A 21,442-nucleotide genomic window follows, 5' to 3' on the forward strand; every position below is an offset into this window, starting at 1 on the left:
GCGCACAAAGGGAGCCCGTTTTTGCGCCGGCGGGCACCGGCACCGAATACCGCTGACCGCGAAGGGTCTCCGGATGGCTCGCACAGGCAAGCCATCGGGGGACCCTTCGCAGCGGCGGAAGGAATGCAGACGAGGAGAACGCGCGGGGTGCGGTTCGCGGAGAAGCCACCTTCAGGTCCCGCGGCCGGGGCCGGCCGGACGGGACGCGCACACGGAGCAAGAAGGCGTTGCGCGCTGGGGCGTCCCGCAGGGCATGCGGGACACGGGCCACGCCGCCGATGGCGGGCATGGCTCACGGGGAACGGGGGCGGTCAGGCGCCTTTGCGGCCACCGCCACTGGTACGGCGTGGACGCGAGGCACCACGCCTGGACGTGCCGGTTGCCACCGGCAGCGTGCCTTTGCAGTCGGGGTAGCGACTGCACGACCAGAACGGGCCGCTCTTGCCGGTTCGCTGGCGCGTGGGTGCGCCGCACTGCGGACAAGCCGGTCCTTGGGGAACCTTGATGGACAGGGACGTGCTGCCGTATTGCGCGATCAACTGCGAAATCCAGGCGGCCTGCTTGCCGATGAACACATCCAGGGTGAGTTGTCCGCCCTCGATCATGTCCAGCGCCTGTTCCCAGACGGCGGTGGTGCCGGGGTCGGCAATCGCCGCGGGCACGGCGTCGATCAGCGTGAACGCCGCATCCGATGCGCGGATGGAGCGCCCCTTCTTCACGATATAGCCGCGGGCGATCAGCCCGCTGATGATGTTGGCCCGCGTCGCCTCGGTGCCGATGCCCGTCGTGTCCTTGAGCTTCTGCTTCAGGCGCGGGTCGGTCACGAAACGCGCAACGCCCTTCATCGCCTTGACCAGTTCGCCCTGGGTATAGGGCTTGGGCGGCATCGTCTTGAGGGCCTTGATGTCGGCCCCGGCGACCTGGCATGCCATCCCGTCACGCAGCGCAGGCAGCACCTGGGTGCGCACGGGGGCGTCGCCATCCTCATCGGCGCTGCCTTCACGTTCGGACTCGGCCAGCACCAGGCGCCAGCCGCGGGCGACGACCTGCTTGCCCGTAGCCACCAGCTTCTGCTGGCCGCAGGAGAGATCCGCCACGGTGCGGTCGAACTCGTGGTGCGGGAGGAACTGGGCCAGGTAATGTGCCCGGATCAGCCGGTACAACGCCCGTTCCTTCTCGCTCATGGCGGAGAGATTCGCGGGTTCGAGCGTCGGGATGATGCCGTGGTGCGCCGTCACCTTGCCGTCGTTCCAGGCGCGCGAGCGCTGGGTGCGGTCGAGCTGGCCCATGATCTGGGCCAGCGTGGGATCGGTCTTGAGCAGGCTGTCCAGGACCGTGGGCACTTCGGCGAACATGCTTTCGGGCAGGTAGCCCGAATCCGAGCGCGGGTACGTCGTGGCCTTGTGCGTCTCGTACAGGGCCTGGGCGATCTCCAAGGTTTCCTGCACGTCCAGCCCAAGCTGCTTGGAACAGACTTCCTGCAAGGTGCCCAGGTCGAACAGCAGCGGCGGGCCTTCGCGCACGCGCTCGGTCTCGACCGACACCACCTGGGCACTGCCCGCGGCGCGGATCTGCTGCGCGGCCTGCTGTGCGACGGGCTGCCGCAGGCAGCGGCCGGCGTCGTCGGTGCTGGCATCGGGTGCCACCCACTGCGCGGTGAACGTCTGACCGCCTGCGGACAGCGACACGTCGATGGCCCAGTACGGCACGGACACGAAGGCCGCGATCTCTCGGTCGCGGTCCACCACGAGTTTGAGCGTCGGGGTCTGTACACGCCCGACCGACAGCACGCCATCGTAGCCGGCCTGCCGCCCGAGCACGGTGAACAGCCGGCTGAGGTTCATGCCCACGAGCCAGTCGGCGCGCGAGCGCGCCAGCGCCGAGTAATACATCGGCAGCGTCTCGGCCGAGGGCCGCAGCTTGGCGAGCGCGGTGCGGATGGACGCATCGTTGAGCGCCGACAGCCACAGGCGTTCGATGGGACCGCGGTAGCCGCACAGGTCGATGATCTCGCGTGCGATCAGTTCGCCTTCGCGGTCGGCGTCAGTGGCGATGACAAGCTGGGTCGCCTTCGCCAGAAGCGCTTTGACGACCTTGAATTGCGTGGCGGTCTTCGGCTTGACCTCGACCCGCCACTGCTGGGGAATGATGGGCAGCTGTTCCAGCGACCAGCGCTTGAGCGCCGCGTCATAGACCTCGGGTGCTGCCGCTTCGACGAGATGGCCGATGCACCAGGTGACCGTGACACCGGAGGCGTTGAGGCAGCCTTCACCGCGCTGCGTGGCGCCGAGAATCCGGCCGATGTCTTTGCCCTGGGAGGGCTTCTCGCACAGAAACAGCCGCATGTCCGTCCATCCGCTTCCCGTTGTTCATGGAGTTGCTGGGATCGAGGATGCCGAGCGCCTGTTGGGGCAGCAGCAAACAAGCTGCATGCGGCAGCGACCGCTTTCACGCCGATGGAACGGCTTGGGCGGGATGGCGTGCGGCCGGCGGTGTGCGAGCCGGGAGCCGCGATGTTCGGGAGCGCGCGGAAGCCGGTGGACGCTGATGGAGCTATCCCCTGGGGATAGCTCGCGAGGACATGGGGGGCGGCAACGTACTGCGGCCGCCCCCACGCCGGATCACTTCCTGCGCTTGGGCTCCTTCGACGCTGCCGGTTCCTGGGCGGCCTGGGGCTTGGGCTGCGCGTCCTGTGCGGTCTCCTGCGATTTGGGGCTCAGAACGACGGACTCGATGCGGAACGGCAGGATGCCGACGCTGCGCGCGTTGATCTGCCAGGTCTCGCGCGGCTGATCCTCGTTGTCGGTCCAGGGTTCGCGCTCCATGCGGCCGACGACCAGCACGCGCATGCCCTTCTGGTAAAGGTCCTTCCAGTGTGCGGCGTCGCGGTGCCAGATTTCCACCGGCGCCCAGAAGCCGCCGCGGTCCTCGAAGTCACCGCCCTTGGTGGGAACGGGGTTGTCGAAATACACGTTCAGCCGCAACAAGCGCCGCGGTTCGTCGTTGCCGTTGGGGAACTCCCGGTACTCGGGGGGCGAGCCGATGTTGCCTTCGCCCGAAAAATGCGTGCTCATGGTGCAATCTCCTTGGTGGTTGAAATACCCGTGCCATGTCGGCGTCGGGCGCGTGCTGGGGTGCCCGACGCGATCACCGATCGCGCACTCCGGGGGGTATGGACGCGAGCCGGCGCAGGTAGGCGTCTTCCGCCTCGGCGGCCTTGCTGGCGCACTCCTGGGCCTGCCTACCCAGGGTGTGCAACAGGCTGATCTGCATGTTCAGCGTGATGCGCTGCAGCTCGATCGCGTGCAGGTCGGCCAGCAGGTTGACCGGCGTGCTGGTGCTCGCCATCAGCTCCTGCCACAGGGCCACGCCCATGGCCGAGCGGTCGTTCCTGCGCCAGCGCAGGAACGTCGTTCCCGCGCCAGTGGTCTGCTGGGCCAGTTCCACGGGCAGCAGATGGAAGGGATGCCCACCGGCCTGTTGCAGCACTTGTCGCTGCGCCAGGCCGATCAACTCGTCGCGCATGGCGAAGCACTGGCTGGCCCAGGCCTCCAAGTCCCCTTTACCTTTAAAAGGCTTTAAAAGGCCTTTTAGAGAGGCCGCGTGTTCCAGGCGCATGAAGGCTCCCTGTTGCAGGCCCCGGAAGTAGCGGGTCGGCTGGTTCAGATCGCTCATGCGGATTCGTCCTCGCCGGCAGTGGCTGCGCCTTCGGACGGGTCGGCAGCAGCGGCCGCATCACCATCGACGCTGGTAGCGGCTGCGGCAGGATTCTCACCGCGCTGTTGCAGACCACGGCGCACCATGGGTGGCGCAAACGTCGAGCGGCGCGTGCCTTCGAGGACGTCCTGCGGCAACTCGCCGAACTTCTCCAGCGCGACCCGCGCTGCGGCATTCTTCGCCGCGAAATCGTCGCGGGTGCAGCCCGAGTAGCGGTACTGCTGGGCCAGCGAGAACAGGCTGCGCAGCGCGTGCGCGCCCTCGTTGAGCCAGCGCTCCAAAGTGCTGCGGTCGATCAGCGCGGTGTGGTGGGCGAGGATCAGCTTGCGCGCGATGTCGTCGTAGTCGGCCAGGAGATAGACGGCGGCAAAGCCCAACTGCGCATTGACGAACAGCGGCAGCTTGACGGGCTGCACGTTGAGGTTCTCGCCCAGGCTCAATGCCGCAGGCACGCCCGCCAGTGCCTGGTCCACTTGTTTGCGCAAGGTCTGCAGCGTGGTCCTGGTCTGGTCGAGCTTGTCCTCGATGCGCAGCATCCACCAGTCGCTGTAGGGGTCGTCCTGCTCCGAGCCGCGCTTCATCTTATTCATCACCGCGATGTAGCCGTTCAGGCCGACGATGCCGGGTCGCCCTTCGGCGGCGGCGCGGCCGTGCCAGATGCGGGAAGCGTGATGCGTGTGCAGCGTCAGCGACATCGCGCTGCGCAGGGAGCCGAGGTTGAGTTGCAATGGTTCGTTGCTGGTTGCCATGGTGAGCGCTCGCAGTTGGACAGGGAGCCGCCAGCATCCGCATGCAGCGGAAGGCAGTCAGTCAACAAACCGAAATGAGCCGGCCCCCGGTTCTATGCGCGCTGGCGGCGCAGCGCGCAACGGTCCCTTGGAGGCCGGAGCATTCACGTTGGCGCTCCGTGCCTCGGTCGTTGACGGTATGCGTACTGCACCGCACGTCGCGCTGCCGTTCGACACGATCCTTCGCCGCGCAGCCGTCCCCAGTGGACCGTTCCGTTGAGCGCCATGGAGGTCTGCTTCATGGTCTTGCAGGCGCTCTACTCAGGTTTTGCGCAGCATGTCGCGCCGTCGTCCGGCGTTTCACCACACAGCCGTCCCCTGGGGACCGTTTCTGCCGACCGCCAAGGAGGTCTGCTTCATGGCCTTGCCAGGCCCTGCGCTCAGGATTTGCGCAGCAGATCGCGCAGGCGCTCGATGTGCTGCCGGGCCACCGCGGGCGGCACGACGTTGCGCGGCGGCTCGGGCGGTGGCGCTCGCGCCGCCGATGGTGTTGGCGCTGCCGGGCTGGTCTGCTTGGCCCACGCATTGAACTCGCCGCGCATGGCGCGCTGGATGATGCCGAACAGGTACCCGGCGGGGTTGCGGATGCCATGCTTGCCGCACCGTGCGGCCCACTCGTCCAGCACAGCCTGCCGCAGGGCAGCGTCCACTTGCTGCAACGCCATCCTGGCGCCGGCTTGCTGTTCCGCCTTCAGTTCCGCGAAACGCTTGGGCCATTGCAGGTCGCCCAGCGCGCGCGCCTGCGCGGTAGTACGTACTTCATCAATACGACTACTACGTACTGTACGGTCCTGCTTCGGATTCCGAAGAGCGCCGTCTGGCGCGGGTTTCGGCCCTGCTTCGGATTCCGAAGAAGGGCGTTCGCCATTCCGAAGAAGGCTGGCGGGCCCTTCTTCGGAATCGTGGATCGCATCCTCCTGTGGATAACTTGCGGTGGCGGTGATGCCCTGGTCGGCCAGGCGCTCGGCGAGCACTTGCAGCCGCGACGGCAAGGTGCGTCCGGACAACATCGGGTCGTCCGCGATCTCCTGGAGGGTGTTGAGTCCCACCACCTGGACGGCCTTGGCGGAATGCCCCAGCGACTGGCTGACCAGGGCCAGGTAGTCGGCGTCGAGCTGCATGGCCTCGAACAGTGTCAGGGGTTCGTCGTGCAGGACGTAGAGGTTTCCGAGGATGCGGCCGGTCTTGGGGTCGCGCCGTCGTCGCACGAGGCTCAGCCAGCGCGTCAGGCGCAGCAGCGTCAGCGCCCGCGCGACGGTCTCGTGGGAGGCTTGTCCCGCGCAGGGCATGGACGCCAGCCATGGGCGCAACTGCTCATAGGTCGGGAACGTCGTGACGCCGTCGTCGTTGAGCATCAGCCGGAACACCTGCCAGGCGTTGCGCTCCAGCGGTGTCAGGCGGCGGTCGACGAACAGCCGCCGCGGCACGCTCTCGTGCCGATTGCCACTGAATAGGAAGGCGTCGCCGGACGCCGCAGGCGTGGGCACTGCCATGGGCGCTGGCGCGCGGGGATTTGGATTGGGCGTGAGGTCCTTCAGCGCAGCGTCGAACAGGTCGGCGAGTGCGATGGGGCCTTGACGCGGGGCTCGTGGGGCGGTGTCGTCCACGGCCATGGCCTAGTCCAATCCCTGATCGACCCAGTTCCTGATCGCGGCCCAGACCACCGAGAGCGGCAGTGACATGCCCTCGGCCAGGTCCATGGCCGCATCGAGAATCGAGGTCTCATCCTCCAGATCGACGTTCCTGCTGCTGGTCACGGCTTTCCATTGCCGCCAAAGTTCGGTGTCCTGGGTCTCGTCCAGGACGGGGTGGCGCCCCTTGCGCTTGGGCAGGCCGAGGATCTCCCGCCGCAGGGCGACTTCCTGATGGGTCAGGCCATAGAAGCGGCTGACCATCTCCGTGCTGGCCCCCAGCCGCAGCATGCGATCGACCGTGGCGATTTCCTTCTCCACGTCCTGTGCCTGGTTGAGCAGGCGCTGCAGCACTTCGCGGTTGACCGTGACCGAGCACCACGAGACGCTGGCGTTGGCCAGCACGCTGATCAGCGCGGGGTGCTTGAGCGCATCCAGCTCGGCCTCGCCGAAGCCCATGGCCTTGCAGCGGCGCAGTTGGCCGTTGCGAAGGTCATACAGCGCCTGGGCAATCACGGCCTGGTTGAGCGGATGCGATGTGGACATGCGGCCTCCCTCGCTCACGTCCCGGGCGCCGTGGTGCCGGCTTCCAGGTCCAGCAGACGCCGGGCCAGGCGGAGCAGCCGAAATAGCTTGACCAACGCCGTGTCGCTCAAGCGCCTTGTGCAGTCGCCGTGGTGTTGACCCTGGCCGTGCAGCAGTGCTGGCAAGTCGGCGGCGAGCTGCGCGCCATCCACGCCCGCTTCAGCAGTGGGCTGACCCGTCAGAGTGATGAGCAGCGCCAGCACCGCCCGGCCGAGCGGCGATGGTGCATGGGCGGGCGCGCAGCAAACGAAGCCGATGCCATCGGAGCGATCCTCGATGCACTCGTCCAGGGCTGCCTCCCCGGCGATCTCGCGCGCGAACTGCGCGATGTGGATGCGCAGCCGATCGGGCGTGTCCAGGCCGGCGTCGATGTACCAGACGTCGGAGATCGGATAGAGCCCGCCGGCTTGCACCGGGATGGACTGCAGCACGCTCGCCGAGAAGTCGGGCGGCAGCGCATCGCCCAACTGGTCGGCAACCATGCGCTGGATCGACTGCAGCCGTTCGGTCGTCGGTGCCGGCGAGACGATGTGCTCGAGAAGCAGATCGCCTGGTGCGGCCGTGGGGCTTTCCGTTGTCGTCTCTCGGGCCGTATCCTCGCGCAAGGTGGGCTCGGACGCCGGAGGGCTGGCGGGTGGAGGACTGGCCGCCGCTGCAGGCTTGGCGATGGACGATGCTACGCCCGGGGGAGGCGGCGTGCCGGCGGTGGGCGAAGGCAACGCCGGCGGCGCCGCAGGTGGCGTCGGGTCACTGACCAGCGCCCGGTGGCGGCTTTCCGATTCGGTCAGGTCCAGCGCCAACACGTCGTAGCCGATGCCCAGCAGCTCGGACATCTGGCCGATCAGCTCGTCCTGCACGCGCTGCGGCGCGAACTCGTCGCCCTGCGTGTCGAACTGCGCCAGCACCTCCTGAAAGAAGCTGTCGAAGTCCAGCGGCAGCGTGCGGTCCTTGGCATAGTGCTCCCAGGTGCGCTTGCAGGCCGTCCGCATGACCGACAGCCGCTCGACCTGGTGGCGCCCCAGGCCGCCATAGAGCACAGTGGGAATGGCGGGCAGCAGGTAGCGCACCGCGTCGGCCATGCGGGTGATGTGCGACCGCTGGACGGGGAACCCATCGGCCGCCAGGCGGCGGGCCAGTTCCGACTGGCTCAGGGCGGCGCTACTCTCCTGCTCGTAGAACTCGCGTGCTTTCTCGACGCCGAGCGCGCGCTCGATGAACGTGAGGCCACCGCGCAGTTCGTTCTCGGCAAGATGCCCGGTCAGCGCGACGATTTCACCGCGCTCCGGCCATGGCCGAAACAGGCACGATATGCGGAAGAAGCGTTCGTCCTTGGTCTCCGACCAGAGTTCGCGCAGGATCGCCAGCCGCGTGTTGCCGCCGTTGCGGATGATGTAGTGGTCCTCGCCGGGCCGGCGGGTGATGGCTGGCGCCGCGTCCAGGCCGCGCTCGCGGATGGACGCCTTGATTTCCTCGTAGGCGGGGTTGCGCTTCATGCGCGGGTCATGGTCGTAGGGCCGCAGCTGGTCCAGCGTCACGACCATGGGCGTGTCCGCGATCGGGTCGCTCAAGGCCGTAGCCGCTGGGCCGCTGCGCTCGAAGCCGGCCGCGAGCAGCTTGCCGGCCATGTCCTGCGAGGTCATGTCAGCCATGGCCGCACCCCTCGCAGTCCCCACGACCGCCGGCCGGCGCCATGCGGGCCTCTCGCTCGGCGCGGCGGATCTGCGCACGGGCGTTCAATTCGGCCCGGTGGTCGCTCGCGGTCGAACTGGTGTAGATCGCCGCGCAGCCGGCCTTGGTGAACTTGAGGTGCCCGCCCGGCGTGCGCTTGACGTGCCAGCCTTCACCGACCGCGAACTCGATCAGCGCGCGCAGCCGCTTGTGGCCGCGGGCCAGTTCATGTGCGTTCGCCATGGGACCTCCCGGCATCAAGAGGACGTGGCGGGCGACCGGACATTGCGGCAAATCTGTCCTGCCATTGCGGGAACAGCTCGCTTGCGAGCGCGCGCATCGTGTCGAGCGAGGCCGGCGCGACCCTGCCGGGCGGCTGGCGGTGCTCGACCCGATGCACCGGCAGGCCGCGCGTCGCGGCGCGCGGATAGGCTTCGATGGCTGGCACGTCGGTGGCGAGCACGCGGATGCCGGCATGGTCTTGGAACAGGTCGCGCAGGGCCTGCTGGATCAGTCGGGCGTTCGCCGACACCGGGTGGACGCGGTTGATGAGCAGGTGCAGCGGCGGCGGTTCGATGCCCAGGTGCCGGTACGGCGCGATGTCTTCGAGCAACTGCATGGTGCCGCGTCGAAGCTCCCGGGCCGCGAGGATTTCCGGCGTGACGGGCGACAGCGCAAGGTCGGAGGCGAGCACCGCCATCTCCAGCAGCACGGAACGCGCGCCCTGGGTGTCGATCAGCACCAGGTCGTAGAGGGGAGCAAGTGCTGGCAGCAGATGCCGCAGCCGCAGGCGGCCATCCGGCGCATGCAGCAATAAGGTGTTCAGCTCGCCCCGGTGGTCGTTGGACAGCACCAGGTCCAGGCCCGCGATGATCGTGCGGGACACGAGCTGGCCAAGGTCGCGCTCGTTGAAGGCCAACAGCTCATAGATGCCGCCCGGCGCGCGCTGGGTCAGTTCGTAGTAGGAGGACAAGGTGGGCTGCACGTCGAGATCGAGCAGCAGCACGCGCAGGCCCGCGTCCGCGGCGAGCCCGCCCAGGTTGGCGGCCGTCGTGGTCTTGCCGACGCCGCCCTTCGTTGAAATGATGGATACGACCTGCATGGCGCTCTCCGGCTGGGAATGGGAAGTCCGCGGGAGAACGGGTCAGGTCCGGTGGTTGAGGCGCTCGGCGATCCACTGGTCGATTTCGATCGAATCCCAGCCGACGGCGCGCACGCCCAGGCGCAGCGCCTGGGGAAACTGGCGCTTCTTCATCAGGTTGTAAATGTGGGCGCGTTTGAAGCCGGACTTGGCTTCGACTTCATCGAGCCGCAGGATGCGGCGCTCGTTCGGCGGGAGTACAGGGGGCTGCGACATGGCGGTCACTCCTGAACGCTCGGTGGCGTTTGTTGGCGTGACCTTTATTCAATAGACCTGGCTGCGGAAAGACATTGCAAATGCAATCTCCGCGGTTGCACATACAAGCTGGAAAAACCTCATGCGCTTGCGCTACGGACGTACTTCCTGGCGTTGGCGAACTTGCCGTTCAAGGTTCGCTCCGTGATGCCCATGGTGCCGCCGAAGTGGGCGACCAATGCCGAGACGAGTGCCTCCTGTGTTTTGAAGCTGGAATAGGGCACACCCGAAGGGGACTGGCCCAGCATCAGCGTCAGCATCCCGCCGATGATGTTGAGATACGTCGTCTCCGCTCGCTCGCTGATCTCGCATTGCTTGGAAGCCAGCAGCGCGGTGGACTGCTTGAGCAAGGTGTCGCGCTGCTCCTGCAATTCCTGCATCTGGCGACGCGCATGCTCCAGGGCCGCCTGAAGGGCCAGTCGCTCGATCAGGATCGCCTGTCCTGTTTCCAAGGTGATAAAAGGATGCGCCATGCGTTCGCCACGGCTGAACAGGAATCCTGGCCGGTGCTCGGGATAGTGGTTGCGCATCCAGCGCTTCAGATCGACATGGCGAACGGTCAGATCCGGCGACTGCAGCAGCTTCGGATCATTGAGCGTGATGCCGTTCTGGCCGTAGGGCAGCTCCCCGTTGAGGATGCCGTCATAGATACGCTCCGAGTACAGCCGGCACTCATTCCATCGCGGGCAATTCAACGATGGAGGCAGGAAGCGCGGTGACGCGATCGCAGCCAGGATCATCGGCAGGTACCGCAGCAACCCGGCCCACCGTATGGCAGCCTCGATGGGACGATAGAACACCTTCGATGTTGGAATGTCCTTGTGCATGTCTTCGTCTCCTTTCGGAAGCGCTACATCACCGGCTCCTTTCTTGCCCTGCCAAGGGCTGCTGTGTCGTTATGACCTTCCGCGGGTGCCTGGGAAGATGCCCTGAACGTAGACGGGCGAGGTGATTGGTTTGGCGTCCGCTGTAGGTGGCCTCGTCTTGCTCGTTGTGCAAGAATCGATCGGTTGCCGGCCCATCGAGCGATGAGGACGAAAGCTCGATATTGGCGCTCACGGTACCAGCGTCATGCGCTGCGCTGTTCCCCGCAAAACCGATTTGGTATGGTCTGATACGGCGATGGTTTCAGAAGCTGCGATCAACGGCTTCTGTTCTCCGGGACCTAGGGTCGGCAGAGAAAATCCGGCGGTGTCATATCTGCCCCGGATGCTGATATAGCGATATAGCATCACCCGCGCAGGTCCAGATGACTGCCAACCTGAGATTCGATGCTCACAAGTCCGTAGCAGTTGGTCTACTTGCTCTCTGGTTTCGAGACTGGAAGTGTTGTCGTCCGGTCCGAGGTAGATGGGCGGGGTGATGAATGCCCTGGCATTCCAGGAAGTGGCTTTGCCTAACATGCTCATGGTAAAATTCCCCAGGCTTACTTTGGAATTCCGTTCGGGTGTACTCGGGCCGAGTTCTGGCTTTTAAATTCAACACTTTGGTCTGTCCATGACCCGTACCGCTTCGACCAACATCGCTCTGTGGTGGCGCTTCCAATAGGAAGCGGCATGTCGTTGCGGTCTTGACCGCACCTTGCCGCCGTACCGGCAGGCAAGGTTTCAAGAAGGCTCCCCGGCACGGCGGCTCCAAGATTTGAGGAGATTGCCCGATGCCCTTGGCACCCCAGCCCCGTCGTAGAACTGATGCCCCGCGCGCTGTGTCGCCGCGAGGGGTAGGTCTGTCCGCCCAGTCTCAGCACTTGGCCCTGGCATGCGGGCGCCGTCGCTGCGTCAGTACACCGCACTGGCGCACGCCAAGACATCTCTCAGGAGCCCTTGCTACCTTGAGCCAGCACATGCTCGCGCTTCGTCCATCGCAATCAACTGTCGATGTGTGTAATAAAGTGGGTAATGGAGGTTGTGTGTAATGGAAAACATTAATGAAATCAAGGACTTAGAATCATGAGACTCCTGATGGTCGACAACTACGACAGCTTCACCTACAACATCGTGCAGTACTTCGGCGAGCTGGGCGCCGAAGTCGAGGTGTTCCGCAACGACGAGATCACGCTGGAGGGCATTGCCTCGCGTGCGCCCGACCGGCTGGTGATCTCGCCCGGGCCCTGCTCGCCGGCCGAGGCGGGTATCTCGGTGGCGGCGATCCAGCACTTCGCGGGCAAGCTCCCCATCTTGGGCGTGTGCCTGGGCCACCAGAGCATTGGCGCGGCCTTCGGCGGCAAGATCATCCGGGCGCAGCAGCTCATGCATGGCAAGACCAGCGTCATCACCACCACGCAGACGGGCGTGTTCGCCGGGCTGCCCAAGCAGTTCACGGTGAACCGCTACCACTCGCTGTCCATCGAGCGCGCGAGCTGCCCCGAGGTGCTGGAGGTGACGGCCTGGACGGACGACGGCGAGATCATGGGAATCCGCCACCGCGAGCTGGCCATCGAGGGCGTGCAGTTCCACCCCGAGAGCATCCTCACCGAGCACGGCCACGCGATGCTCAAGAACTTTCTGGATCAAAAATAAGAGCTGCCAGCGCTTGTCTGTAAACGATTTCAATGCGAAAGATGCTTGAATGGCTTATGTAGCAGGCGCAAGCAGCTATCAAAATAGAGGTACTTCCATGACCCCCATCACCCCCCAGGAAGCGCTGCAGCGCACCATCGAGCACCGCGAGATCTTCCACGACGAGATGCTGCACCTCATGCGCATGATCATGAGCGGCGAACTCTCGCCCGTCATGACCGCGGCCATCACCACCGGCCTGCGCGTGAAGAAGGAAACCATCGGCGAGATCACCGCCGCCGCGCAGGTGATGCGCGAGTTTTCCCACAAGGTGCAGGTGCACGACACCAAGCACCTCGTGGACATCGTGGGCACGGGCGGCGACGGCGCCAACACCTTCAACATCTCCACCTGCGCCACCTTCGTGATCGCCGCCGCGGGCGCCAAGGTCAGCAAGCATGGCGGGCGCAGCGTCAGCAGCAAGAGCGGCAGCGCCGACGCCATGGAGGCGCTGGGCGTGCACATCAACCTGCAGCCTGCGCAGATCGCGCAGTGCATTGGCGACGTGGGCATCGGCTTCATGTTCGCGCCCAACCACCACCCCGCCATGAAGAACGTGGCGCCGGTGCGCAAGGAGCTGGGCGTGCGCACCATTTTCAACATCCTGGGGCCGCTGACCAACCCGGCAGGTGCGCCCAACATCCTCATGGGCGTGTTCCACGAAGACCTGGTGGGCATCCAGGTGCGTGCGCTGCAACGCCTGGGCGCCGAGCACGCGCTGGTGGTCTACGGCCGTGACGGGCTGGACGAAATCAGCCTGGGCGCGGGCACGCTGGTGGGCGAATTGAAAGACGGCGCGGTGCGCGAGTACGAGATCCACCCCGAGGACTTCGGCCTGCGCATGGCAGGCACGCGGGCGCTGCGCGTGGAGAACCCGACCGAATCCAAGGCCATGCTGATGGGCGTGCTGCAGGGCGACGAAGGCCCGGCGCGCGACATCGTCTGCCTGAATGCCGGTGCCGCCTTGTATGCTGCCAATGTGGCCGACTCGCTGGAAGACGGCCTGCGCCGCGCCCAGCAGGCCCTGGCCAGCGGCGCGGCCCTGGCCAAGCTGCAGCAGCTGGTCGCCTACACCCAGAAGCTCGCGGCCTGAGCGCACGGCGATGAGTCTGCTGGACGCTCCCATCTGGAACGACCCCGCGACGTGGATCGTGCTGGGCGTGTCGCTGCTGTTCATCGTCGTGGGCATCGTGATGCACCGCATCATCATGAAGGTGGTGCGCGGCCCGGCACCGCCCACGCAAGGCCACGAGGGCCCGGTACCTCCGCGCGAATGAGCGGGACGGGCGCTGGCGCCAGTGCGCGCCGTCACCATTGACGCTCCCTGCGGGGAGCAAGGAAGCAAGCATGTCCGACATCCTGAAGAAAATCTGCGACGTGAAGGTCGAGGAAGTGGCCGCCGCGCAAAAGCGCGTGTCCTTCGCCGACATGCGCCGCGACGCCGAGAGCCGCGTGCTCACGCGCGACTTCGTGGGCGCGCTGCGCGCCAAGATCGACCAGGGCCAGGCCGGCGTGATCGCCGAAATCAAGAAGGCCAGCCCCAGCAAGGGCGTGATCCGCGAGGATTTCATCCCGGCCGACATCGCGCAAAGCTACGCCGAGGGCGACGGCAAGGTCAGCGCGGCCTGCCTGTCGGTGCTGACCGACCGCCAGTTCTTCCAGGGCCAGCCCGATTACCTGAAGCAGGCACGCGCCAGTTGCCCGCTGCCGGTGCTGCGCAAGGACTTCATGATCGATCCGTACCAGATCTACGAGTCGCGCGCCATGGGCGCCGACTGTGTGCTGCTGATCGCCGCCTGCCTTGAGGATGGCCTGATGGCCGAGATGGAGCAGATCGCCCGCAGCCTGGACATGGCCGTGCTGGTGGAGGTGCACGACGGCGCCGAGCTGGAGCGCGCGCTGCGCCTGCAGACGCCGCTCGTGGGCATCAACAACCGCAACCTGCGCACCTTCGAGGTCAGCCTGCAGACCACGCTGGACCTGAAGAAGGAAGTGCCTGCCGACCGCCTGCTGGTGGCCGAGTCCGGCATCCTTGCGCCGGTGGATGTGCACACGCTGCGCGATGCCGGCGTGAATGCGTTCCTGGTGGGCGAGGCCTTCATGCGCGCGCCCGACCCGGGGCGGGCGCTGGCCCAGCTGTTCGCCTGACGGCCGTAGGCCGGGCGTCCCCCGGGGTTGGGGCGGTGGCGGCATACTGGGCCCATGAAAGTCATCGGGCCGCGTCGATGAGCCTTGCCTGAGGCGGTTACCCGGCCATTCTTATCGTGCCCGCATGGAGGAGTTGCCTTGCGCGAGAGACCGGATACGCAGGCCGAGCGTTTTCGCAGGGAGTGGTGGTTGCTGGCGGGCCTGTGGCTGGCGCTGGGGGCGCTGATCGCGGTCGTGCTGATCCTGGAGCGGCGCGACACCGAGGAACGCGAGCGCCAGCAGGTCGCGCACCAGGTGCATATCGTCCATGAGAACCTGGAGCGCCAACTGCACGCCGTGAACCAGGCGCTGGGGGATATTGTTGCGAACCTGGCGCAGTGGCGCGCGCGCCCTGAAGGCGCCTTGCCATTCAACGAGCGGCTGCGGGCCTTCAGCGACGCCATGACCGGCGTGCGCACGCTGACCGTGCTGGACGCCGAGGGTACGGTGGTCGCCTCCAGCCGCGCCGAACTGCTCGGGGAGAACTTTGCCTACCGCGATTACTTCCAGTCGGCGCGCCGACTGGCAAGCCGCGAGCAGCCCTCGCTGATCGTCAGTGCGCCCATGCGCACGGTGTTGGGTATCTGGGCCATCACGTTGTCGCGCCCGGTGGTGGCGGAAGATGGGCTGCCCGGCGGCGTGGTCGCGGCGACGCTGGACCCCGACGAGTTCAAGACCTTGCTGGATTCCGTGCGCTACGCCCCCGACGTGGAGAGCACCCTGGTGCACGGCGACGGCGTGCGCTTCCTGCGCGTGCCCGAACGGGCGGGGCTGCTGGGCGCCACGCTGGCGCAGCCCGGCACGCTCTTTCAGGCGCACCTGGACAGCGGGCGGATGGAAAGCCTCTTCGTCGGCGCGATGGAGCCGGACCCGACCGAGCGGCTGGTGGCGCTGCACACCATCTTTCCGGCCCACCTGCACATGGACAAGCCGTTGGTTGCGGCCGTTGCGCGGGACTGGAGCCAGGTGTTCGCCGCCTGGCGCGCGCGGGCCTGGACGCTGGGCGTGGCATGGCTGCTGACGGGGGTTGCCATTGGGCTGGGCCTGGTTTTCATGCAGCGCCGGCGCCGCCAGCTGTGGCGCCGCGAGCAGGCGCTGGCCGCCCAGGAGGCCGCGCTGCAGGCCCGCTGGCAGGCGGTGCTGCACGCCACCCAGCAGGGCGTGTGGGACTGGGACGTGGCCGCGGACACGGTGTATTTCTCGCCGGTATGGAAGACCATGCTCGGCTACGCAGAAGGCGACATCGGCGACAGCCTGCAGGAATGGGAAAGCCGCGTGCATCCCGACGATCTGGCGCGCGTGCACGCCGACGTGGCGCGCCACCTGGCGGGTGAAACGGCGGTCTATGAAAACGTGCACCGCATGCGCTGCAAGGACGGCAGCTACAAATGGGTGCAGGACCGCGGCCAGGTGACCGCGCGCGACGCCAGCGGCCGACCCACCCGCCTCATCGGCACCCACACGGACGTGACCGCGCAGCGCCAGCACCAGGAGACGCTGGACCGCCTGGCCGAGAACGTGCCCGGCGCGCTGTACCAATACCAGCGCGAGCCCGACGGACGCAGCCACTTCCCGTACGCCAGCCCCGGGGTGCAGGACATCTACGGGCTTCCCCCGCAGGCCCTGTGCGTGGACGCGGAGCAGGTCTTCGCGCGCATCCACCCCGACGACCTGCAGGCGCTGCGCGAGAGCGTGCTGGCATCCGCGCAGACCCTGGAGCTGTGGCGCACCGAATACCGTGTGCTCGTGCCGGGCGAGCGCGAGCGCTGGGTCAGCGGCCAGGCGCGGCCCGCGCGCACGGCCTCGGGTGCGGTGCTGTGGCATGGCTATATCCATGACGTGACGCTGGCCAAGCAGCAGGCGCTGCAGCTGCAGGAGACCGAGCGCCTGCTCAGGCATCTGATGCAGGAAATGCCCATCGGGCTGTGCATGATCGATGCCGCGGGCGTGATCTACTTTCGCAACCGGCGCTTCATGGACCTGTTCGGCTACACCGAGGCCGAGGTGCCCACGCTGGGGCAGTGGTGGCCGCGCGCCTATCCCGATCCGCACTACCGCGAACAGGTCATCGCCGCGTGGAACGCAGACCTGGCGCAGGCAGGCGCGCAGGGGGGCGAGATCGCGGACAGGGAATACCGCGTCACCGACCGCGACGGCAGGCTGCATACGATGACCATCGGCGGGCTGGCTTTTGGCGACCATTGCATGGCCACCTTCGTGGACGTGACCGAGCAGCGCGCGCAACATGAACTGCTGCGCAAGCTGGCCTTCATGGACGGGCTCACGGGCCTGGCCAACCGCCGCCAGTTGGACCGCACCCTCAAGGCCGAATGGCGGCGCTGCCGGCGCAGCGGCCAGCCCCTGTCCGTGGTGATGGTGGACATCGACCATTTCAAGCAGTTCAACGACCTGTATGGTCACCAGCAGGGCGACGATTGCCTGCGCGCCGTGGCCGCCGCGCTGCGCGGCGGCCTGGGGCGGTCGCACGACCTCGTGGCCCGCTACGGCGGTGAAGAGTTCGTCTGCCTGCTGCCCGAGTGCGACCTGGACGGCGCGCGCGCCAAGGCGCAGGCGCTGTGCCGGGCCGTGCATGCGCGGCAGATGGAACACCGCGGCTCGCCGATTGCGCCCGTGGTCACGGTGAGTGCCGGGGTGGCCTGTGTGGTGCCCGGCGCCGAAGACACCCCCGAACAGTTGCTGGCGCGCGCGGATGCGAACCTGTACCGCGCCAAGGCGGCAGGCCGCAACCGGGTGCATGATGGAATGGATTAGCTATCGTAAATATAGCTTGTAGCGCAGAATGGATAAGCCTTGGAGCATGATTTGATGCTAAATACTCCCGCCGCCACGCAACTGCAAAGTGCCGACCCCGCCGACTGGCCTGTCGCGCCGGGCTGGCAGCCGCTGGTCGACACGTTCTTTGCCAGCGCGCGCGGGCGGCAGTTGCTGGCCTTCCTGCAGGCGCGGCTGGAGGCCGGAGCCGCCATCTTCCCGCCGCAGCCGCTGCGGGCGCTGCAGCTCACCGCCCCCGAGGATACGCGCGTGGTCATCCTGGGGCAGGACCCGTACCACGGCCGTGGCCAAGCCGAGGGGCTGGCCTTTTCGGTCGCGCCGGGCGTGCGCCTGCCGCCCTCGCTGCAGAACATCTTCAAGGAAATGCAGCGCGACATGGGCGTACCCTTCCCACCGTTTCCCAACCCGGGCGGCAGCCTGGTGAAGTGGGCACAGAACGGTGTGCTGCTGCTCAACACCTGCCTCACGGTGGAAGAGGGCCAGGCCGCGAGCCACGCGGGCAAGGGCTGGGAGCAGTTGACCGATGCCGTCATCCGCGAGGTGGCCGAAGGGCCGCGCCCCGTGGTGTTCATGCTCTGGGGCAACCATGCGCAGTCCAAGCGCGCCTTCATTCCGCAGGACCGGGGGCACCTGGTGCTTACCTCCAACCATCCCTCGCCGTTGTCGGCGCTGCGCCCGCCCGTGCCGTTCATCGGCAACGGCCACTTCGGCCAGGCGCGGGCGTTCCGCCAGCAGCACGGGTATTGATCAGCGCCGCTCGCGCACCGTCAGCCACGCGCTCGCGGCGCCGCTGGCGGCGATCAGGCAGATGCCCAGCAGCGACCAGCGGTCCGGCATGTGGCCGTACACCGCCCAGCCGGCCAGCATGGCAAAGGCGATCTGGGTGTAGAGAAACGGCGCGATCGTGGCGGGCGCTGCGCAGGCGTAGGCCCGCAGCAGCAACAGATGGCCCAGCGCGCTCGACAGTCCCATGACCACCAGCCCCAGCCATACCCAGGCGTTGGTGATGGTGGTCCACACGAAGGGCGCGGCCAGCGTCATCAGCCCGGCGGCAATCCAGCTGGTATAGAACTGCGTGGTCGTGGGCGCCTCCTGCCCGGCCATGCGGCTGCTCAAGATCTGGTACCCCGTGCCGCAGGCCAGCATGCCCAGCGGCAGCATCAATACCCCGCTGAAGGACTGGCCGCCCGGGCGCAGGATCAGCAGCACGCTGGCCAGCCCCGTGGCCACCAGCAGCCAGCGCAGTGCGCTGACCGGCTGGCGCAGCCACAATGCGGCCACGAGCGTCACGCACAGCGGCGTGGCGGCCACGATGGCGGTGAACTCCGCCAGCGGCATGGCGCGGATGCTGAAGATGCCGAACAGGCTGGTGGCCGCGAACAGCACCGCGCGCAACAGCTGATAGCGCGGGTGGTCCGTGCGCGGCGGGCGCCAGCCGCTGCGTGGCAGCACATAGGCGCTGGTGACCAGCGACTGGAACACATAGCGCAGCCACAGCGCCAGCAGCAGCGGCGTGGTGGCGCTCACCAGCTTGGTGGCGGTGTCCAGCAGTGCGAACGAGGCGCAGGCGCCCACCGTGAGCGCGATGCCGGCCAGGGCGGTGCGGGGGCTGTGCCCGGCCGGCGCGGCGCTCATGCGCGGGGCCGCTCCAGCAGCATGCAGTCGCCGTAGCTGAAGAAGCGGTAGCGCTGCGCGACCGCGTGGCGGTACAGCTGCATGATGTGCTCGTAGCCCGCAAAGGCGCTCACCAGCATCATCAGCGTGCTCTTGGGCAGGTGGAAGTTGGTGAGCAGCAGGTCGACCACCTGGAATGGAAAGCCGGGCGTAATGAAGATGCTGGTGTCGCCCGCAGCCTGGCCGCTCGCGGCCCAGGATTCCAGCGTGCGCACCGTGGTCGTGCCTACGGCCACCACGCGGCCGCCGCGCTGGCGGCAGCGCTCCAGCGCCGCCAGTGTGGCCAGCGGCACCTCGTACCACTCGCTGTGCATGCGGTGCTCGGCCAGGTTCTCGGTCTTCACGGGCTGGAAGGTGCCCGCGCCCACGTGCAGCGTGACGCTGGCGCGCTCGATGCCGCGCTCGGCCAGACGGGCGAGTACGGCATCGTCGAAGTGCAGCGCGGCGGTGGGCGCGGCCACCGCGCCGGGCGCGCGCGCGAACACGGTCTGGTAGCGCTCGCTGTCCTCGCCGGCATGGGGGTCGTTGCCGCCGGCCTGCTGGCGCTCGATGTAGGGCGGCAGCGGCAGGTGGCCGTGGCGCTCCATGAGCTCCCAGGGGCTCTCGCCCGCGGGGCCGCGCAGGGCCAGGCGAAACAGCGGGCCGTCCGCATCCGGGTAGCGGCCGAGCAGCGTGGCGTCGAACCCGCCCGCGGCCGCGCCGCCGGCCAGGTGGAGCGTGGCGCCGGGCAGCGGCTTCTTGCTGACCTTCATGTGCGCCACGACCTCGTTGCCGGTGAGCACGCGCTCGATCAGCAGTTCCAGCTTGCCGCCGCTGGCCTTCTCGCCGAACACGCGGGCCTTGACCACGCGCGTGTCGTTGAACACCAGCAGGTCGCCCGGCTGCAGCAGGTCGGGCAGTTCGCGGAAGATGCGGTCGGTGGGCGGGGCGGTGCGCCCGTCCAGCAGGCGCGAGCCGCTGCGCTGGGGGGCCGGGTGCTGGGCGATGAGCAGCTCGGGCAGCTCGAAGTCGAAGTCGCTCAGGGTGAAGGTGCGGGGTGCAGTGGAAGCAGAGGACATGCGGGGCTTGAGGGCCGGACGGGCCCGTTCCAAGGCAGAAAGACAAGCCCGCGATTCTCGCAAAGATGCCGCCGCCGTGCAGCGCGTTGGTGCACCTCGGGCGCTACCAGCGAGGATCGGGCAGGTCGGACCAGAGTTGCGCGAGGTCGGGGAACTGCCAGCGCGCCGGGTCCTCGCGCGCGATGATCTTGTCGCGGCAGTCGGGCTCGGACAAGTCCACCACCTCGGGGAGGATGCGCAGATCGGATCGGGTGGAGTAGAAGACCCTCACGCGCGGCGCGATCAGCTTGCCTGGCGACTGCTCTGTCACGACGCCCAGGCGGCCCGAGGCGAGGCGCACCAGCGAGCCCACGGGGTAGATGCCGATGCTCTTGACGAAGGCCTGGAACAGCCGGCTGTCAAAGTGGTCGCGGGTCCATTCCGCCATGCGGCGCAGCGACTCTGAGGGGTCCCAGCCGCGCTTGTAGGGCCGGTCGGAGGTGACGGCGTCGTACACGTCGCAGATGGCAGTCATGCGCGCCAGCGTGCTGATCTGCTCGCCCGTGAGGCGGTGGGGGTAGCCCGTGCCGTCCATCTTCTCGTGGTGGTGCAGGCACGCGTCCAGCACGGGCTCGGGCAGGTCGGTGCCCTGCAGCAAGTCGTAGCCGGCCACGGGGTGGCTGCGCACCACGGTGAACTCGTCGTCGGTCAGCTTGCCGGGCTTGTTGAGCACTTCCAGCGGCACGGCCGCCTTGCCGATGTCGTGCAGCATCCCGGCCAGCCCGGCCATGCGCGTGGCGCCATCGTCCATGCCGATCTGCCGGGCCAGCGCCACCATCAGCGCGGACACGGCGACCGAGTGCATGTAGGTGTACTCGTCGGCCGTCTTGAGCCGTGCCAGGCTGATGAGCGCGCCGGGGTTGCGCGTGACCGAGTCGGTGATCTCGTCGACCATCTCCTGCGCCACGGCGGTATCGATGGCGCGGCCCAGGCGTGCCTGGCCGAACATCGTGACCACGGCCTGCTTGGCCTGCGAGCAGATGGCCGCGGCGCGGCGCAGCTCCTGGTCCATGCCTGCCGGCTGGGGCGTCACGGCCGGGGCAGGCGTGGGCTGGGTCGGCAGGTCCTCCAGGTGCTGGAAGTCGCTTTCCAGTTGCGCGTCGGCTTCGGCGCGGGACACGCAGGCCGTGCCGGGCGCGATGTCCAGGCCCTTGGATGTGTCGATCCAGACCTCGTGGATCTCCGTGGCGCGGATGCGCGCCAGGTCTTGCGGGTCCTGCAGCAGAAAGCGCGAGCGCCAGAAGGGGTGCTCCATCCAGGAGCCGCAGAACTCATGCAGGTACATGCCCAGGGTGAGATGCTTGACTTCGATGCGCTTGAGCATGACGGGAGACGACGAGACGGTAAC

21 protein-coding genes are annotated in these 21,442 nt (G+C 67.5%); 6 read left to right on the forward strand and 15 right to left on the reverse strand.

The features are described 5' to 3' along the window. Window positions 1-311: 311 nt before the first annotated feature. The 12 genes from AC1PPL_RS06120 to AC1PPL_RS06175 form a co-directional block, all read right to left on the reverse strand. Entirely contained in the window at window positions 312-2,345 is a 2,034-nt protein-coding gene (locus AC1PPL_RS06120) for a DNA topoisomerase III (RefSeq protein ID WP_003050384.1), read from the reverse strand. Window positions 2,346-2,621: 276 nt separating this feature from the next. Further along, the gene (locus tag AC1PPL_RS06125; RefSeq protein ID WP_003050391.1) at window positions 2,622-3,074 is read right to left on the reverse strand and encodes a single-stranded DNA-binding protein; all 453 of its coding nucleotides are present in this window, start codon (window positions 3,072-3,074) and stop codon (window positions 2,622-2,624) included. Between the two features lie 73 nt (window positions 3,075-3,147). Then, window positions 3,148-3,675, reverse strand: a complete 528-nt coding sequence (locus AC1PPL_RS06130) for a DUF3158 family protein (protein ID WP_003050393.1) — start codon at window positions 3,673-3,675, stop codon at window positions 3,148-3,150. Then, complete coding sequence (locus AC1PPL_RS06135) at window positions 3,672-4,466, reverse strand: PFL_4669 family integrating conjugative element protein (RefSeq protein WP_003050396.1); 795 nt, start codon at window positions 4,464-4,466, stop codon at window positions 3,672-3,674. The genes AC1PPL_RS06130 and AC1PPL_RS06135 overlap by 4 nt, the downstream gene beginning before the upstream one ends. A 419-nt stretch (window positions 4,467-4,885) precedes the next feature. Further along, on the reverse strand, window positions 4,886-6,118 hold the full coding sequence (locus AC1PPL_RS06140; RefSeq protein WP_003050398.1) for an STY4528 family pathogenicity island replication protein: 1,233 nt from the start codon (window positions 6,116-6,118) through the stop codon (window positions 4,886-4,888). Between the two features lie 3 nt (window positions 6,119-6,121). Next, complete coding sequence (locus AC1PPL_RS06145; protein WP_003050401.1) at window positions 6,122-6,682, reverse strand: DUF2857 domain-containing protein; 561 nt, start codon at window positions 6,680-6,682, stop codon at window positions 6,122-6,124. 14 nt (window positions 6,683-6,696) lie between these two features. Continuing rightward, complete coding sequence (locus AC1PPL_RS06150; protein ID WP_003050404.1) at window positions 6,697-8,370, reverse strand: ParB family protein; 1,674 nt, start codon at window positions 8,368-8,370, stop codon at window positions 6,697-6,699. After that, entirely contained in the window at window positions 8,363-8,632 is a 270-nt protein-coding gene (locus tag AC1PPL_RS06155) for a hypothetical protein (protein WP_003050422.1), read from the reverse strand. The genes AC1PPL_RS06150 and AC1PPL_RS06155 overlap by 8 nt, the downstream gene beginning before the upstream one ends. Then, entirely contained in the window at window positions 8,616-9,491 is an 876-nt protein-coding gene (locus AC1PPL_RS06160) for a ParA family protein (protein ID WP_003050424.1), read from the reverse strand. The genes AC1PPL_RS06155 and AC1PPL_RS06160 overlap by 17 nt, the downstream gene beginning before the upstream one ends. A gap of 42 nt (window positions 9,492-9,533) precedes the next feature. Then, window positions 9,534-9,746 (reverse strand): AlpA family transcriptional regulator, encoded by a 213-nt coding sequence (locus AC1PPL_RS06165; protein ID WP_003050427.1) that lies wholly within the window; start codon window positions 9,744-9,746, stop codon window positions 9,534-9,536. A gap of 119 nt (window positions 9,747-9,865) precedes the next feature. Further along, complete coding sequence (locus AC1PPL_RS06170; RefSeq protein ID WP_003050429.1) at window positions 9,866-10,612, reverse strand: hypothetical protein; 747 nt, start codon at window positions 10,610-10,612, stop codon at window positions 9,866-9,868. 228 nt (window positions 10,613-10,840) lie between these two features. Further along, the gene (locus AC1PPL_RS06175; RefSeq protein ID WP_128457255.1) at window positions 10,841-11,194 is read right to left on the reverse strand and encodes a hypothetical protein; all 354 of its coding nucleotides are present in this window, start codon (window positions 11,192-11,194) and stop codon (window positions 10,841-10,843) included. 540 nt (window positions 11,195-11,734) lie between these two features. On the opposite strand from AC1PPL_RS06175, the gene AC1PPL_RS06180 reads away from it, so the two are divergent. The 6 genes from AC1PPL_RS06180 to AC1PPL_RS06205 all read left to right on the forward strand — a co-directional run bounded on the left by AC1PPL_RS06180 (window position 11,735) and on the right by AC1PPL_RS06205 (window position 18,070). Then, window positions 11,735-12,304, forward strand: coding sequence for an aminodeoxychorismate/anthranilate synthase component II (locus tag AC1PPL_RS06180; protein WP_479972904.1), 570 nt, complete (start codon window positions 11,735-11,737; stop codon window positions 12,302-12,304). A gap of 97 nt (window positions 12,305-12,401) precedes the next feature. Further along, a complete protein-coding gene (trpD, locus tag AC1PPL_RS06185; RefSeq protein WP_011803832.1) occupies window positions 12,402-13,436 on the forward strand; it encodes an anthranilate phosphoribosyltransferase in 1,035 nt (344 codons plus the stop codon). Window positions 13,437-13,446: 10 nt separating this feature from the next. Beyond that, window positions 13,447-13,620 carry a hypothetical protein gene (locus tag AC1PPL_RS06190; RefSeq protein WP_162844513.1) on the forward strand — a complete coding sequence of 58 codons (174 nt, stop codon included), beginning with the start codon at window positions 13,447-13,449 and terminating at the stop codon, window positions 13,618-13,620. Between the two features lie 70 nt (window positions 13,621-13,690). After that, a complete protein-coding gene (trpC, locus tag AC1PPL_RS06195; RefSeq protein WP_088887793.1) occupies window positions 13,691-14,491 on the forward strand; it encodes an indole-3-glycerol phosphate synthase TrpC in 801 nt (266 codons plus the stop codon). 138 nt (window positions 14,492-14,629) lie between these two features. Next, window positions 14,630-17,302, forward strand: coding sequence for a diguanylate cyclase (locus tag AC1PPL_RS06200; RefSeq protein WP_479972905.1), 2,673 nt, complete (start codon window positions 14,630-14,632; stop codon window positions 17,300-17,302). 54 nt (window positions 17,303-17,356) lie between these two features. Further along, window positions 17,357-18,070, forward strand: coding sequence for a uracil-DNA glycosylase (locus tag AC1PPL_RS06205; protein ID WP_312300500.1), 714 nt, complete (start codon window positions 17,357-17,359; stop codon window positions 18,068-18,070). On the opposite strand, the gene AC1PPL_RS06210 is transcribed toward AC1PPL_RS06205, so the two are convergent. The 3 genes from AC1PPL_RS06210 to AC1PPL_RS06220 form a co-directional block, all read right to left on the reverse strand. Next, a complete protein-coding gene (locus AC1PPL_RS06210; protein ID WP_479972906.1) occupies window positions 18,071-18,958 on the reverse strand; it encodes a DMT family transporter in 888 nt (295 codons plus the stop codon). Next, window positions 18,955-20,055 (reverse strand): tRNA preQ1(34) S-adenosylmethionine ribosyltransferase-isomerase QueA, encoded by a 1,101-nt coding sequence (gene queA, locus AC1PPL_RS06215; RefSeq protein ID WP_454536129.1) that lies wholly within the window; start codon window positions 20,053-20,055, stop codon window positions 18,955-18,957. The genes AC1PPL_RS06210 and queA overlap by 4 nt, the downstream gene beginning before the upstream one ends. 103 nt (window positions 20,056-20,158) lie before the next feature. Next, window positions 20,159-21,418 carry a cyclic di-GMP phosphodiesterase gene (locus tag AC1PPL_RS06220; RefSeq protein WP_479972907.1) on the reverse strand — a complete coding sequence of 420 codons (1,260 nt, stop codon included), beginning with the start codon at window positions 21,416-21,418 and terminating at the stop codon, window positions 20,159-20,161. Window positions 21,419-21,442: the final 24 nt, after the last annotated feature.

The organism is Diaphorobacter sp. B2A2W2, assembly GCF_056730635.1.

Coding starts and splice junctions, on each gene's coding strand:
- AC1PPL_RS06120 (WP_003050384.1), bottom strand. CDS start 2,345: ATGCGGCTGTTTCTGTGCGAGAAGCCCTCCCAGGGCAAAGACATCGGC.
- AC1PPL_RS06125 (WP_003050391.1), bottom strand. CDS start 3,074: ATGAGCACGCATTTTTCGGGCGAAGGCAACATCGGCTCGCCCCCCGAG.
- AC1PPL_RS06130 (WP_003050393.1), bottom strand. CDS start 3,675: ATGAGCGATCTGAACCAGCCGACCCGCTACTTCCGGGGCCTGCAACAG.
- AC1PPL_RS06135 (WP_003050396.1), bottom strand. CDS start 4,466: ATGGCAACCAGCAACGAACCATTGCAACTCAACCTCGGCTCCCTGCGC.
- AC1PPL_RS06140 (WP_003050398.1), bottom strand. CDS start 6,118: ATGGCCGTGGACGACACCGCCCCACGAGCCCCGCGTCAAGGCCCCATC.
- AC1PPL_RS06145 (WP_003050401.1), bottom strand. CDS start 6,682: ATGTCCACATCGCATCCGCTCAACCAGGCCGTGATTGCCCAGGCGCTG.
- AC1PPL_RS06150 (WP_003050404.1), bottom strand. CDS start 8,370: ATGGCTGACATGACCTCGCAGGACATGGCCGGCAAGCTGCTCGCGGCC.
- AC1PPL_RS06155 (WP_003050422.1), bottom strand. CDS start 8,632: ATGGCGAACGCACATGAACTGGCCCGCGGCCACAAGCGGCTGCGCGCG.
- AC1PPL_RS06160 (WP_003050424.1), bottom strand. CDS start 9,491: ATGCAGGTCGTATCCATCATTTCAACGAAGGGCGGCGTCGGCAAGACC.
- AC1PPL_RS06165 (WP_003050427.1), bottom strand. CDS start 9,746: ATGTCGCAGCCCCCTGTACTCCCGCCGAACGAGCGCCGCATCCTGCGG.
- AC1PPL_RS06170 (WP_003050429.1), bottom strand. CDS start 10,612: ATGCACAAGGACATTCCAACATCGAAGGTGTTCTATCGTCCCATCGAG.
- AC1PPL_RS06175 (WP_128457255.1), bottom strand. CDS start 11,194: ATGAGCATGTTAGGCAAAGCCACTTCCTGGAATGCCAGGGCATTCATC.
- AC1PPL_RS06180 (WP_479972904.1), top strand. CDS start 11,735: ATGAGACTCCTGATGGTCGACAACTACGACAGCTTCACCTACAACATC.
- trpD (WP_011803832.1), top strand. CDS start 12,402: ATGACCCCCATCACCCCCCAGGAAGCGCTGCAGCGCACCATCGAGCAC.
- AC1PPL_RS06190 (WP_162844513.1), top strand. CDS start 13,447: ATGAGTCTGCTGGACGCTCCCATCTGGAACGACCCCGCGACGTGGATC.
- trpC (WP_088887793.1), top strand. CDS start 13,691: ATGTCCGACATCCTGAAGAAAATCTGCGACGTGAAGGTCGAGGAAGTG.
- AC1PPL_RS06205 (WP_312300500.1), top strand. CDS start 17,357: ATGCTAAATACTCCCGCCGCCACGCAACTGCAAAGTGCCGACCCCGCC.
- AC1PPL_RS06210 (WP_479972906.1), bottom strand. CDS start 18,958: ATGAGCGCCGCGCCGGCCGGGCACAGCCCCCGCACCGCCCTGGCCGGC.
- queA (WP_454536129.1), bottom strand. CDS start 20,055: ATGTCCTCTGCTTCCACTGCACCCCGCACCTTCACCCTGAGCGACTTC.
- AC1PPL_RS06220 (WP_479972907.1), bottom strand. CDS start 21,418: ATGCTCAAGCGCATCGAAGTCAAGCATCTCACCCTGGGCATGTACCTG.